The following is a 14,909-nucleotide window of genomic DNA, read 5'->3' as shown; positions in this document are numbered from 1 at the left end:
TTATCTTATTCTTATATTTTTAGTTTTTTCCCCAATTTCAAGGTCATGACTAATGATTATAACTAGATTAGTTTGTGCAATTTTTTCCAATAAGCATAATAAATCTGATTGCAATTCAGGGTAAATATTAGCTAGTGGCTCGTCTAATAAAAAGCAGTGCGCTTTCTTTTTCAAAATAGCAGAGTAAAGCTTTACTAATTGTATTTCGCCCGTTGAAAGCTCAGTCATTTTCTTATCTAACACTTTTTTTATATTAAATTGAGAAGAGCTAAATACTTTTTGGAAATATTGATCACCAGAAATACAGTTTTCGTTACTCTCATTTACATACATATCTAAATATTCCCTTACAAGACAATTTGGAAGAACCGTATCTTGGAATAAACAGCTCATATTATTTTCTCTCAGCTTTTCCTTATTTATTAAGTCAATATCTATATTGTTTATTAAAATTGTTCCTTTTTTTGCTGACGTATACAGTCCAATTATCGTCCTTAAAAAAGTAGATTTTCCTATTCCATTTTTGCCTCTAATAACATAAAAACCAGGATTATTAAAAGTGCATGTAAGTTCTTTTGAAAATAAAGTCTTATGTGCCTCCAAGCTAATATTGAAATTGTGAACTTGTATATTTTCAACATTAGAAATGACTATTGCTCCGTCTACTTCATTCCGGATAGACATCAATTGATCAATTCTCATGTATGCAACTCGAAAAGACTCAAAGTTAAACAAAATAGAAAAGATTTCATCCACTTGTCCTAATAATTGATTAAAGTATTGGAAAAGAACAGAAAAAGATCCAATTGTCATTCTTCCTGATATTACGGCCAATCCGCCATTAATAAACAATATTATCTGGAAAATCAATTGTAAGACAATTTCACAAGTAGACATACCTAAATTAAGAAGAAAGTTTTTTCTTGTAATATTTAAAAGAGAAACTTTGGTCTTTTTCCATCTTCTGGATTCTATTTCTTCCCGTTTATTACCTTTAATTTCAACATATCTATTAAGCCATTCAGCAAATCCAGAAAAATATTCATTGTAAATTCGTCTTAATTCTAAGTTTATTTTGAATATTTTTGGTTTTAAAAAAAGGTACAAAATAATATAGGCTGGTAGCAAAATCATTACTAGCAAGAAAAAGCGAGATTTAGCTTTAATAATATAAATAAAAATTATAATTGAGGAAATAGTAATTGAAACGATTTGATTTACCGTTTGAAACAAGAAATTTAAGATTTCATTAGTATCTTCCGTAATTCTATCTGCAGTTTGAATAGGATCAAGTTTTAAGACTTCTAACGTATCTTTTGAATAAAGCTTCTTTATTATAATATCGTTTACTTCTATGTTTATTTTTCTGAACTTTAGAATTTGAATTTTGTTTATAAAAAAAGATAAAAACAATCTTATTAGGTTTAAAACTATTATCACTATTATATTACGTATAAATGATGTCCTATCAGCCTTATATACTAGTGAATTTAATAGCATACCTTCCAAAATAACATTAGATGTCTCAATGCATGTACTAACAGTACTCATTCCTAAAAAGAGAAAATACTCAAACTTGTACTTGCTATTAAGCTCTTTTAGAACAGCACGCATAACATCACCTACATAATTTAATTAAAGGATAATATCTTCTAAGGATTGAACTTTTTTTCTACTTTTATTTCAGAGCCACTACTGCCTGAGTTACTCTTTTTATAATTTGGCAAAAAAATACCTTCCAAAAAGCATTAAACACTTTAATATTTAGTTAAAATAAAGTTAATTAAAGACTAATTGAGCGACCTTAAATTGTCAATAAATTTTTATTTATATTATGAAATCTGAAAGCACTAAAACTAGCCGGAACCCTTATAGGTTCTGGCTTTTGGTGTCTAAATCAATTAACCAACTGTACCGATTTAGCTAAATATCTAAGATTAGCCCACTTGCACGTCTACTTAAAAATATAAATAACTTGTCTTGAGCTAATTACAGAAAATTCGAGAAAATAAAAAGCCAGATGATTTATTCATCTAGCTTTTTTAACTTAGACACCCTGATGGGCATTTGATAGGCAAACCAGCTTTTCAATTCGTTAAAAACTTGCTGCTAAGCCATTTTTGTATTGGGATATCCGGGCTCGAACCGAAACATGCAGGAACCAGAAACCTGTGCCTTACCATTTGGCTATATCCCAGTGTTAATCACCCGTACGAGAATTGAACTCGTAACTCCACCTTGAGAGGGTGGCGTCTTAACCATTTGACCAACGGGCAAAATCAACAGTAACTATTATGCTTTATACAGCCCTTGTTGTCAAGTGCTTTTGACGCATTTACACTAAAGATTTTCAGCTTAAAAATCACATATCCTCAATAGTTTTTACTTTCTGAGTTTTGATAAACTTCTTCCTAGCATAAAAATACAATTATTGTCTTTTCGCTGCAATTTTATTACTTTAATTGTATATAATAGTAGGTAAAGTATTTTATGAAGGAATTTTTTATGCTTGATTATTCAACCACACAAAATTTAATTGAATCAATGGTTTCCGAAAGGATTGTTCCAGGCGTTAACTACGCTTTTATTAAAGACAAGCAAATTTTTACTTCAACAATTGGTTTTGCTAGTACATACCCTAAAGTAACTCAACTCAGTCCATTTGCCCAATATGATTTGGCAAGTCTAACTAAAGTGCTAATTACTGAAAATATTTTATTAAAGCTTTATCAAAACGATGAATTAAACTTTACTGAGCCACTTCAAGATTTTATTCCAGAGTTTCAAGACAAAAGAGTTCGCCTTTTTCATCTTCTCACCCATACTAGTGGAATTCGCGGTTGGATTGAAAATCGTGACCAGCTAAACCATGATGAGTTAATACATGCAATTATTAACTTACCTGTAACTGACGAACTCGATCATAAAATGCGGTATGCCGATACCAACTTCATTCTTCTGGGCTTAGTAATTAAAAGAATCTATGGTAAGCCTGTTCAGGAAGTTGGAGTAGATGAAATTATCAGACCAATGAAACTCACAGAAACCACTTTTTCGCCTGATAAGGATAACTGTGTTCCAACAGCAATAGTAAACGGTTCTGTCCTCCAAGGAGTGCCTCATGACCCCAAAGCAAGACAACTTGGGAGTGATTGTGGCTCTGCTGGCCTCTTTTCTACAATGTCTGATTTAATTAAAATTTCGGAAGGTTACATTGGCTTAGACGATAATATTCTTCCATATGACCAAGAGACCGTAACTAAGCTTTTTGAAAATAAAAATCCTGCCGGTGTTCAGCCACGTTCTTGGGGTTGGGACTTACGCTTTGACCCTGAATTCAATTACCCAATTATCTTACATACAGGTTTCACTGGGACACTAATTCTCCTAGATCGAGTAAAAAAATCCGGAATGATCGTTTTAACCAACCGTGTTCATCCTACGGGACACAACCAAGTTTTTCTTGCCATGCGGGAAAAAATCATTCAGAGCTTTTTAAAAGAAAACGACCAATAAAAAACAGCTTTTATATAAAAAGCTGTTTTTTAGTATTAACACTTCTTCTTTGGCCAGAAGTGATAAATTAGGTCAACTAAGGCTTGAGCAAACATACCGCCTGCCATCCAGTACATAGCCATCATCATCTTATCAGTAAATGTAAAGTAAGCAGTGATGCCATAAACAATTACCCAAACAATCTTAAAAAACAAATTATCACACATCATAGGTAAAAACCCCTTTCATTTATTATCCAAATTATACCTTTTTTCATAGTAAAAATGGGGCTTTTTTGGGTTATTTAATGGGCTTAACTTTAAAAATCAAAAATTTATTATAATTAGTGTTATCATTTCAAAATGTTTACATTCGTCGGCAGCAAACAAACTTTTTCCAAAAGTGCATTTCGCTATTACAAGACATCATTTATTTCTGGAGTTATGTAATTTAATTAGTATTTAAATAGCAAAAAAGCTTGAACTAGGTTCAAGCTTTTTTAAATCGTTAATTAAAAAATCCTGGAATTGTAACAAATGCACATGAATGTGGTGGCATTTCGAGTGTCAGTTGTCCTTCTTTAATCTCAATGTTTTCTTTCTGCAATTTAGAGCTTCCTCTTAACTGATCAATTTCTGGTTGCTTAAGATATTCTGGCTTTCCAATTTCTTCCCACTTTTTCATTGGGTTGGCATGATTGGAATCAATTCGTTCTATCCAAGCATCATATGCATTATCTTTTCCTAAATCAATTTTAACTTCTTCAGTTTCAATTGGCTCACTTGGAACATTATGGTTATATGCTAAGACTTGTAGATCATTACCTTTTTGAACAGCTAAAACTTCAGCAGTACTTTCAGTATCATTTTCCACTTTGATTCGCTTTGTTCCTAGCTCATGGAAAATTTCAAATATACGGTAAACTGGCTTTTCAATACCTTGAACTGTCTGTAAACCATATCCACCATGGAAGACCCCTGGCTTTTGAGATTGTTCTTCAAAAATATCAGTAAAAGTAAAGAATGAGTAACCGTCCACTAGGCCGTCATTATCTGCTAAAGTTTTTGCAACCATTGCAGCAGCATATGGTTCATCATGAATCATATCTCCTACCATTGCTGAGACGTTCCACTCAGTATAATACAGTGGATATCCTTTCGCCTGTTCGTGAGATTGCGTCGTCATTTTTTTCAAAACTCCGCGGTGATAATCCATTTGTTGTTGTTCAGAATTCTTAAAAAATTCTTCAATACCTAAGCCGCTCTTCCACAACGGATCATCCGTTGGATAGTGATGAGTTGTAATAAAATCAAGTGGAACATCATTTCCTTCACAAAAATTAATCATATCAGGAATCCATGAATTAAATGAAGTTGCTGGTCCCCCAACACGTAGATTTTCGTCTACCTTTTTAACGGTTTTAGCAGTAATTTCATATAAATGGAAGTAGTCCTCTTGCGTTCCAGCAAAGAATAGTGGTAAGTTAGGTTCATTCCAAACTTCAAAGAACCATGATTCAACTTCTTTTTTACCATAGCGATCAATAATATGGTTTAAGAATCGTTCAACTAAATCTTCCCAAAGCTCATCTGATTTCGGCATAGTATTATTTCCACCATATACAAAGACTCTGCCTTCACCAGAAGCTAAGCATGATGGCATAAAACTAAGTTCAACAAAAGGTTTCATACCAATATCTACAAGAAAATCAAATACCTTATCGACATTGATAAAGTTGTACGTAATTCCTTGAGAATTGCCTTCAAAATCAAAATTTTCGATGCAAACACTCATTTCATCATCAAAAATACCATGAAAACGAACATATTTAAATCCCAGTTCATTATGCGCTTTAATCAGCTGCTCGCGATAATCTTCTCGTAAAGCGGTATATGCATGACAGCTTCCGACACATTCTTCCCAGTAGTGTGGGAACTTAGTTTCTACTTTTCCATTAATTTTAAAATTATTCATTTTTGTCTCCTTATTTAGAACATTGTAAGCTCTCAAAAGCAATATAAGGATGCGCTTACAAAGATTAATCAAAGTATACAAGTACTTAACATCCTTTGACCATATTCAAAAAACAGAAGAGTTATAGCTATTTCCCAGTTGCTTGAAAGCGAGTTCAATATTTTTTGTGATTGTTAAATTTAGAGCCCTAAACTTATTAATTTTTCCAACAAAAAGGTTTGAACCTAGTTCAAACCTTTTTATTTGAAGAATCCTGGGATTGTAACAAATGCGCATGAGTGTGGTGGCATTTTGAGCGTCAGTTGTCCTTCTTTAATCTCAATGTTTTCTTTCTGCAATTTAGAGTTTTCTCTTAACTGATCAATTTCTGGTTGCTTAAGATATTCTGGCTTTCCAATTTCTTCCCACTTTTTCATTGGGTTGGTATGATTGGAATCGATTCGTTCGATCCATGCATCATATGCATTATCCGTTCCTAAATCAATTTTAACTTCTTCAGTTTCAATTGGCTCACTTGGAACATTATGGTTATATACTAAGACTTGTAAGTCGTTACCCTTTTGTGCGGCTAATACCTCGGTAGTACTACTTTGACTACTTTCCACTTTGATTCTCTTTGTTCCTAACTCATGGAAAATTTCAAATATGCGATAGACCGGCTTTTCAACTCCATCAACTGTTTGTAAACCAAACCCTCCATGAAAAACACCTGGCTTTTGAGATTGCTCTTCGAAAATATCACTAAAAGTCCAAAATGAATAACCATCAACTAAACCATCATTATCTGCTAAAGTTTTTGCGACCATTGCAGCAGCATATGGTTCATCATGAATTGTATCGCCAAGCATAGCCGAGACATTCCACTCAGTATAATATAAAGGATAATTTTTAGACTCTTGTTTTGTTCTAGCAGTCATTTCTTTTAAAATTCCACGATGATAGTCTGTCTCTTTTCCACCTGTTTGCTTAAAAAACTCTTCAATATCCAATCCACTCTTCCATAATGGATCATCTGTTGGATAATGATGAGTAGAAACAAAGTCAAGTGGAACATTGTTTTTCTCACAAAAGTCAATCATTTCAGGAATCCAAGAATTGTATGAAGTTGCTGGCCCTCCAAACCTAAGCTTACTATCAATCTTTTTAGCTGTTCTTGCCGTCATCTCATATAGGTGGAAATAATCTTCCTGCGAGCCAGAAAAAAATAGTGGCAAATTTGGTTCATTCCAAACTTCAAAGAACCAGGTTTCTACTTCTGACTCACCATAACGATCAATGATATGCTTGATAAACGGCTAATCAACTCTTCCCATGCTTTATCATACTTAGGCATTGAATTATTTCCACCATAGACAAATATTCTACCATTGCCAGACGCAAGACATGAAGGCATAAAACCCAATTTCAAAAATGGTTTCATACCTATTTGAAGTAGAAAATCAATAATCTTGTCAATATTAATAAAATTATACGTGATTCCCTGAGAATTACCTTCAAAATCAAAGTTTTCGATGCATACACTCATTTCGTCATCAAATAAACCATGGAAACGAACATATTTAAAACCTAATTCATTATGCGCTTTAATTAGCTGCTCGCGATAATCTTCTCGCAAAGCGGTATATGCATGACAACTCCCTACGCACACTTCTCAGTAATGTGGAAAATTAGTTTTTTCATTCTGCTCTACTTTGAAATTTAACATGTTTTTTCTCCTCTTATTGAGCTAATATGCTCAAATTATCGATGTATCCGTTTTCAATTGTGATTTTATTATAAAGTATGAATTTAAAAGCAGACCATATCCAAAAAACAGGAAATAGCTGTTCTTTTCCCATCTTTCGGAATAATTCGTATAAACTAGAGTAGCCATTTTTTAATTCCAACTTTTAAGCTAAACAAAAAAGGTTTGACCCCAGTTCAAACCTTTTATTAACTTCTAGTATACTTTATTAACTCATTAACTGATATGCTTGATCTAATACTTTGGCTCCATCCATCATACCATATGCTTGCATATCAATTACTGCTAGTCCAATGTTTTTACCATCAACTTTTTGCTTAAATTCGTTTTCCATATAACGAACCTGAGGTCCAAGTAAAATGCAGTCAATTTTGTTTTGCGCAAGGTTGTCATCTGCTTCCGCTGCAGGACAAGCAAAAATTTCCACATCTTTTCCTTGGTCTTCAGCTGCTTTTTGCATTTTAGTAACAAGTAAGCTTGTGCTCATTCCTGCAGAACAGCATAGCATGATTGTTTTTTCAGCCATATTAAAACTCCTTATTCATCTATCTCTAATTTAGTAACATTTTTAGCGTTTGTGGCAATTACTTTTTGATAAAAGTAGAAACTATCTTTTGGATAACGCTTCATATCACGTTCAGAATTATTGTCACGATTAACAAAGACTAAGCCATATCGTTTATCCATGCCATCGTTAACACTTAATAAGTCCAAAAATGACCAAGGATTAAATGAAATCACATTTACGCCATCCTTAATCGCTTCACGTAATTCATAAATATGTCCGTTAAGGTACTTAACCCTCTTTGAATCATGAACTTTTCCATTTTCAAGCTCTTCACGTTCTGGCCAACCACATTCTGTAATAATAATTGGAATATTTGGATAGCGATCATTAACCTTTTGCAAGGCAAAGCGTAAACCAACAGGATCGTATGAAAAGTCCCATTCAGAATTCATTAAACGATCGTCCCTAACCTTCTCGACATTAGAAATAACACCATCGAGCATTTTAGGGCTTTCTTCATTGCTTAATTTGAACACTGAAGTTGAGTACCAGTTTAGGCCTAAGAAATTAGCTCTTCCATTTTGCAATATTTCAGCATCACCTTCATGTACATCAAGTGTTATATTGCTTTCCTTAAGGTAGCGTAAATAATAGCTAGGTAATTCACCACGAAGAGCAACGTCCATATCAATAAAGGAAATCATATCTTCCATTGATTTACTCTTTAGTGCATTAGCAGAAGTATGATCGTAAGGGAAATTGGTCATATATGATACAGCTGGACCTATTTTGGAATTAGGAAACATTTTATGACACAGTGAGTAAACCTTAGCTTGAGCTAAAAACATATTGTAGTTTGAATTCTCGCCTTTTTCTCTTAAACGATGCATGTCAGTGTCGGTAATTCCGTTCATCGCTGGTACATTGGCAATTAGTGACTGTTCATTGATAGTTAACCAGTATTTTACACGGTCACCAAATTGTTCAAAGACAGTTTTAGCATAGCGATAGTAATCATCAATTGCTTTTCTATTGGCCCATCCACCATATTGTTTAACCAAATCTTCTGGACAATCAAAATGGAACAATGTAACTATCGGCTCAATTTTATTTTTGACCAATAAGTTGATTAGCTTATTGTAAAAATCAATACCCTTTTGGTTTGGCTCCTCATCATTACCATGAGGATAAATACGTGCCCAAGAAATTGAAAAACGGTAACTTTTTAGGCCAAGCTCGGCCATTAAGGCTACATCTTCTTCAATATGATGATAATGATCAGCTGCAACTGAAGTATCTATATACTTACTTTTCTGTGAACGTAAATCAGCAACTGTAACGCCTTTACCGTCTTCATTAGCTGCACCTTCAACCTGAAAAGCTGAAGTACTTGCTCCCCACAAAAAGTCAGCTGGAAAATCGTCCTTGAGTTGCTTTTGAATGCTCATTTTTATTTACTTTCCTCCTCTAATGCTTGCTTGTCTGCAACCTTAAAGAATGGAAGATAGATTGCACACATTAATGCAAAGTTGATAATCCAAATAACTGCACCTTGCCAGCCCATAATCATTGCATCAGCAACTAATTTAGGCATTGTCCAAGGCATACCCATTCCTAAGCTTGGATTGTAATTAGTAATGAAGCCAATTTTAACAGCTAATAAAGCTACACCACTGGATACAAAACTAGATAAAATAAATGGAATAAACATAATTGGGTTTAATACAATCGGCATACCAAAAATTATTGGCTCGTTGATGTTAAAAATGTTTGGTAAAGCTGAAACTTTGAAAAATTCCTTGTAACGCTTAGACTTACCAAAAACTAACGCAACTAGAACTAAACTTAGTGTAGCACCAGCAGCATCATTATTTGCAAATGAAAATACAACTAGATTACTTAAATATGGGATAGTTTTCCCAGCTTGATATGCTGGAGTACTACCTACCATCATTGAAATTACAATTGGAATAATAACTGACTGAATAGCAGCTGGATGTATACCAAAGGTAAATAATAGGTTGGATAATACCATAATTAAAATTAATGTAATTGGTGAACCACCTACATGTAATAATGGAGTTGTAATTAGCTTATTAACAAAGTCAAAAACATTTCCAAATGGTGAAAAGTCAAAAATAGCTCTTACAATAAATACGCCAACAAAAATAATAATTCCAATAATTAAAGGTTCAATAGATGAACTAACCATGCTAGGAACTGAATCAGGTAGTTTAATTGTTAACTTCTTGTTTCTACTTAATTTAACATAGAAGACACCAATTAAAATTGATAGCAAAATAGCAACAATTATACCTTCACTACCTAGATAGTTAATCTTAAATGCATTAATTGGTGTTTTGCCTGGAATAACTTGCGGCATCAAAATGAAAAAGCTGGCCAAACTTAATAGACCTGACACAACACCGTTTGCCTTAGACTTTTGAGCATAGTCATAAGCAATTGTAAAGGCAATGAAAACAGCTAAAATGTTCATTGTACCGTTAACGATAGCAGTCATGGATGGTGTAATACCAACTTTAGCAAACCAATCTGCTACAGGTTTAATTGGAAAACTGGCAAAAATAGAGAAAATAGACGCACCAATTGTCACTGGCAGTGTCATAACCATTCCAGATGAAATACTTTGTAGGACCTTATTTTGTCCTAGCTTATTTGAAAACGGAACTAGATATTTTTCTAGCCACTCTTGAAATTTTTTCATTTCTTAAACTCCTTAAATAACATAAATCGCTTTCAGTAAAATAAAGTATATAAGTAAAAAAATGACATAACCATATTCAAAAAACAGGAAATATATGTCTTTTTCCCAGTTTTTAAAACTAATGAACATAAAAAGACCAGTTTCAAATTAAAAACTGGTCTTCTTTTTACTTAGATGTATTTTTCTTTGGAGGTACTGAGCCATTATCAGCACTGGCATATCTAGATTTGGTAATTAAGCTTCTTTTTGTTTGTTCTTTTCTACTCTTGAACCAAAGCGAGTAATGAACAGTACAGCAGCAGTTACAGCTGAGATTACAATTCCTGCAATATAAGAATCATGTCCTGGTGCAATTTTTACTGCTGCAAGTAACATTGGAACAATCATTCCCGCAATTGAACCAAGTAATGTATTAATTGAAATAGCCAATGGGAATTGCTTCTGGTCTGTCAAAAGTGACATTTCAAATGGAGCTGTGGCATTAACTAGAACAATCCCCATCCCTGAGAAGGCATTACCGATAATGTGAAGCACAACATTTGATGAGAATACAATACAGATGAATGATAGCGCGAATGCAACAAATCCCCAAGCAATTGTATCGCTCTTTGTGAATTTTCTAATATAAGTTAAGAAAGTAGCAGTGATAATACCACCAACATTACCAAGCGCGGTTACCATTGCCACATATGCAGTTCCTTTTCCTTGAGCTGCTAAAACGATAGATTGGTTTGCAAGGAAAGTCATCATTGCTAATGAAAGCATGAAGTTTACAAGATAAAGTACATAAACAAGACCATTAAAGTTCTTTAATAGCTTCCAGAAACTTGTCTTTTCACCAGACTTCTTATCTTTGTCTGAACTAGCAAGCTTACTATCTTGTGGAATCAATAAAAGTGCCAAAATGAAGACAATTAAAGCTAATGCGTATACCCAGAAAAGATTACGCCAATTTGCACTTCCAAGAACTCCACCAAGAGCGGTAAAGATCATCATTCCGACGTTAGTAACACCTGTTGCCCAACCCATTGTTGTAGCGCGAGCTTCACCTTCGAAGTTCTCTTGTAATAGCACTGGCACAACATTAGTAATTGTTCCCGTACCAAAACCTACTAAAACCATGCAGGCTAAAATAATATTTAAGCTACTGCTGTAGATAGCTGGAATAACTCCAGCAATTCCAACAACAGCAACTGCTAAAAGACCTAGATTCTTTCTGGTCATTTTAAATGTCAAGTAGGCAAATAAAGCAGTAGCAATAATTTGACCTAATTGAGGAATTGAACCAATTAATTGAACTTTAGAAATTGGCTCAGATGGAAATGATTTTGCAATCGCAGCTATAGCTGAAGTTACAGCAGTTGAGAGCATTAACAATAGGTTCATACTTAGAATACCTATCGCTTTGGATATCTGTTTTTTATTCATTAAATTCTTCTCCTTAGCTAGAATTCGCTTTCAGATTTCACTTAAAAAGTATATTAGCCAGAGCAAGAATTTGACCATATCCAAAAAACAGAAGAATTATATTCATTTCCCAGTTTTTATTTAAAATAACATGTACAAAAAAAGCTGACAAGATATTATATCAGCTACGTTTTTAACTATTTTTATTACGGTATTCAGCTGGTGAAATTCCAAAATATTTTTTGAAAATTTTATAAAAATATGATGGATTTTCATACCCAACTCGATTTGCGATTCGCTCAATTGGAGCAGTGGTATAAGTCAAGTATTCAGCAGCAACATTTATTCTTTGCAGGTGAACCAGCTGAATAAAGGTTTTACCGGTTTGTTTTTTAAGATAATCAGACAAATAATTAGGATTAAAGCCAAAACGCTTAGCCATTTCTTGTAGGGTTATGTGGCTGTAGTGTTTTTCGATGTATAAAAGAAGTGACAACAGATTATTGTTCTTTTTGCGATAATCTTTTACCTTTATTTCTGAATTTGCTGTCTGACGGATTAACCGCGAAAAAAGTGTGAGCATTTCCAACCTAATCAGCTGGTCAGATTGAATGTCAGGATGATAATATTCATCGATTACATCATAGATAAGCTCAGTTATTTTTCGATCATGATTTGTCTTGAATAGACTATATCTTCCTTCACCATATTCTTCATCAGACAAAAGTGAGAAAAGAATATTTGAGATATTTGAACTATTCTTTTTGTTTTTTAAATAATCTAGTTCATTTAGTGAAAAAGCTGAGCTTCGCAAGGCAATATTTACTACTATTCCATTTTTACTAATCGGTTTCACTTTATGAACGGTTCGATTGCCCATAAAAATCAAATCATCCTGATTGACCTTGACTTCTGAATGCTCTAATACCACAGTGCAATCCTCCACTAAGGGTATCATAATCTCAATATAATTATGAAGATGATACGGTACGAATGATTCAGTTGGCTGCACCGCAATTGAAATTGAACTACTGTTTAAAGTCAAATCATCTGAATATGTGTCAAAAAAACGATAAATTGGCTCATCGTTTACCTTGCCTACTCTTTTAGTCAAATTACCGCTTTCTTTAACAGTAGCAAGCACATCTTCCCAATCTCGCGGCGCATTGTTTTTCCTAAGTAAACTCAATACTTGGTCTTTCATTTTTACCTCCTTTTATGATTAAAAGCATTAAAAAATAAAACTGTGATATCAACACAACTTTTATGACTTTTGGCAATAGCACAAAAACAAACACTAGATTAAAATAAACTCGAAATCAATTTATATTTATAGCACACGGAGGAAAATTATGACAGACTTATCGAAAAAGCCTTATAACTTGTCTGCTTCACAAATCGACTTTGTAAAGCAAAAAGTAGCTAGCATGTCAACTGAAGCAAAAATTGGACAACTGTTCTTCGTTATTGGTGAAGACGAAGAAAACACAGACTTAAAAGAATTTGTTAAAAAGTATCAACCAGGCGGAATCATGTACCGTCCTGACGCTGCTAAAAAATTGCAACATGAAATTGCCACTTCACAAGAAGCAAGTGATATTCCACTATTAATTGCCGCAAACCTTGAAGCTGGTGGTAATGGCTTGGTTAATGAAGGTACTTGGGTTGGGCGTCCACTTCAAGTGGCAGCAACTGATAATCCAGAAAACGCATATAACCTCGGTGATGTTTCAGGTTATGAAGCAAAACAAGTTGGAGGCAACATGTCTTTTGCACCAATTGTTGACCTTGACATGAACTTCCGCAATCCAATTATGAACTCACGTACTTTTGGTAGTGACAAGGACCGCGTAATTAAAATGTCCGATGCAGAAATCGAAGGACTTAATGCTAATCACGTTATTCCTGTTGCTAAACACTTCCCTGGTGACGGTGTTGATGAACGCGACCAACACCTTTTAAGTTCAATCAATTCACTTTCTGCTGATGAATGGATGGAATCATACGGTGAAATATACCACCACTTAATTGAAAATGGCTTACCAAGTATTATGATTGCTCACATTATGCAACCTGCTTGGGAACAAAAATTACAACCAGGAATTGAAGATAAAGACTTGCGTCCAGCCTCAACTTCTAAATTATTAATTGATGGCCTACTTCGCGACGTTTTAAACTTCAACGGTTTGACAATTACAGACGCTACGCCAATGATTGGTTATAATGCAATCATGCCACGTTCTGAAGCTTTACCAGCTACAATTAACGCAGGAATCGACATGATCTTATTCAACAAAGACATTGACGAAGATTACAAGTTCATTACTGATGCAGTGGCTAACGGTACCATTTCAATGGACAGAGTGGATGAAGCTGTTACTAGAATTATCGGAACTAAGGTAGCACAAGGTGTTATGAACACTGATTGTGAACTTTGTGAACCTACTTCAAGTAACATTGACTTAAAGCTTGCTGAACATGAAAAGTTAGCTGCTAAAGTTGCAACTGAATCAGTTACCCTTGTTAAAGATCGTGACAACTTGTTGCCAATTACACCTAAAAAATATCCTCGTGTTCGCCTAGTAGTTTTAGGTGACAACGATGACGGTGGCTTTAAAGAAGGTGGCAAGGTTACTGCTAAATTTAAGGAAAAACTTGAAGAAAAAGGCTTTGAAGTTACTGTCTTTGATCGCCAACACTTAAACTTCCAAGAAGTATTTGCAGGTGGTGTTCAATACGAAAAAGACCAATTTGACTTAGCTTTTTACGTTGGTAACGTTGAAACTGCTTCTAATCAAACCACTACCCGTCTTGACTGGATTCACTTAATGGCTGCTGATGCTCCATGGTTCATGAAAGACATTCCAACTGTTTTTGTTTCAACTTGCAACCCATATCACCTCTTCGATATTCCAATGGTTTCAACTTACGTCAACGCATATACAGGTAATGACGTTACCATTGATGCATTGCTGAGAAAGATGACCGGCGAAGAAAAATTCATTGGTACTAACCCAGTTGATCCATTCTGTGGTCGTTTTGACACACGCTTGTAA

10 protein-coding genes, 2 tRNA genes and 1 pseudogene are annotated in these 14,909 nt (G+C 34.2%); 2 read left to right on the top strand and 11 right to left on the bottom strand.

The features are described from left to right. The 3 genes from CRG87_RS01440 to CRG87_RS01430 form a co-directional block, all read right to left on the bottom strand. Window positions 1-1,614 carry an ABC transporter ATP-binding protein gene (locus CRG87_RS01440; protein ID WP_074425494.1) on the bottom strand — a complete coding sequence of 538 codons (1,614 nt, stop codon included), beginning with the start codon at window positions 1,612-1,614 and terminating at the stop codon, window positions 1-3. Window positions 1,615-2,125: 511 nt separating this feature from the next. Then, window positions 2,126-2,197: transfer RNA gene (locus CRG87_RS01435), tRNA-Gln, on the bottom strand. Between the two features lie 7 nt (window positions 2,198-2,204). Continuing rightward, window positions 2,205-2,276 (bottom strand) — tRNA-Glu (locus CRG87_RS01430). A gap of 229 nt (window positions 2,277-2,505) precedes the next feature. Between CRG87_RS01430 and CRG87_RS01425 the strand changes: the two genes are divergently transcribed. Further along, entirely contained in the window at window positions 2,506-3,516 is a 1,011-nt protein-coding gene (locus CRG87_RS01425; protein ID WP_074425495.1) for a serine hydrolase domain-containing protein, read from the top strand. 35 nt (window positions 3,517-3,551) lie between these two features. Here the strand turns inward: CRG87_RS01425 and CRG87_RS08025 are convergent, their stop codons facing one another. From CRG87_RS08025 to CRG87_RS01390, 8 genes and pseudogenes are all read right to left on the bottom strand, one after another. Beyond that, entirely contained in the window at window positions 3,552-3,725 is a 174-nt protein-coding gene (locus CRG87_RS08025; RefSeq protein WP_165775957.1) for a hypothetical protein, read from the bottom strand. A 277-nt stretch (window positions 3,726-4,002) separates the two neighbouring features. After that, complete coding sequence (locus CRG87_RS01420; RefSeq protein WP_074425496.1) at window positions 4,003-5,469, bottom strand: GH39 family glycosyl hydrolase; 1,467 nt, start codon at window positions 5,467-5,469, stop codon at window positions 4,003-4,005. 239 nt (window positions 5,470-5,708) lie between these two features. Next, window positions 5,709-7,117: pseudogene (locus CRG87_RS01415) on the bottom strand (GH39 family glycosyl hydrolase). Window positions 7,118-7,421: 304 nt separating this feature from the next. Further along, the gene (locus tag CRG87_RS01410; protein ID WP_074425497.1) at window positions 7,422-7,739 is read right to left on the bottom strand and encodes a PTS sugar transporter subunit IIB; all 318 of its coding nucleotides are present in this window, start codon (window positions 7,737-7,739) and stop codon (window positions 7,422-7,424) included. Window positions 7,740-7,750: 11 nt separating this feature from the next. Continuing rightward, a complete protein-coding gene (locus CRG87_RS01405) occupies window positions 7,751-9,169 on the bottom strand; it encodes a glycoside hydrolase family 1 protein (RefSeq protein ID WP_074425498.1) in 1,419 nt (472 codons plus the stop codon). Window positions 9,170-9,171: 2 nt separating this feature from the next. Continuing rightward, a complete protein-coding gene (locus CRG87_RS01400; RefSeq protein ID WP_046306619.1) occupies window positions 9,172-10,446 on the bottom strand; it encodes a PTS sugar transporter subunit IIC in 1,275 nt (424 codons plus the stop codon). A gap of 234 nt (window positions 10,447-10,680) precedes the next feature. Continuing rightward, window positions 10,681-11,874 (bottom strand): MFS transporter, encoded by a 1,194-nt coding sequence (locus CRG87_RS01395; protein ID WP_074425499.1) that lies wholly within the window; start codon window positions 11,872-11,874, stop codon window positions 10,681-10,683. 172 nt (window positions 11,875-12,046) lie between these two features. Next, window positions 12,047-13,057: an AraC family transcriptional regulator gene (locus CRG87_RS01390; RefSeq protein ID WP_074425500.1), complete on the bottom strand. Its 1,011-nt coding sequence runs from the start codon at window positions 13,055-13,057 to the stop codon at window positions 12,047-12,049. Between the two features lie 148 nt (window positions 13,058-13,205). Here CRG87_RS01390 and CRG87_RS01385 point away from each other — a divergent pair, with 148 nt between their 5' ends. Then, entirely contained in the window at window positions 13,206-14,909 is a 1,704-nt protein-coding gene (locus CRG87_RS01385; protein WP_046306615.1) for a glycoside hydrolase family 3 protein, read from the top strand.

The organism is Lactobacillus apis (assembly GCF_002837055.1).
Taxonomy (GTDB): domain Bacteria; phylum Bacillota; class Bacilli; order Lactobacillales; family Lactobacillaceae; genus Lactobacillus; species Lactobacillus apis.
This window is presented reverse-complemented; position numbering and strand designations above follow the sequence as displayed.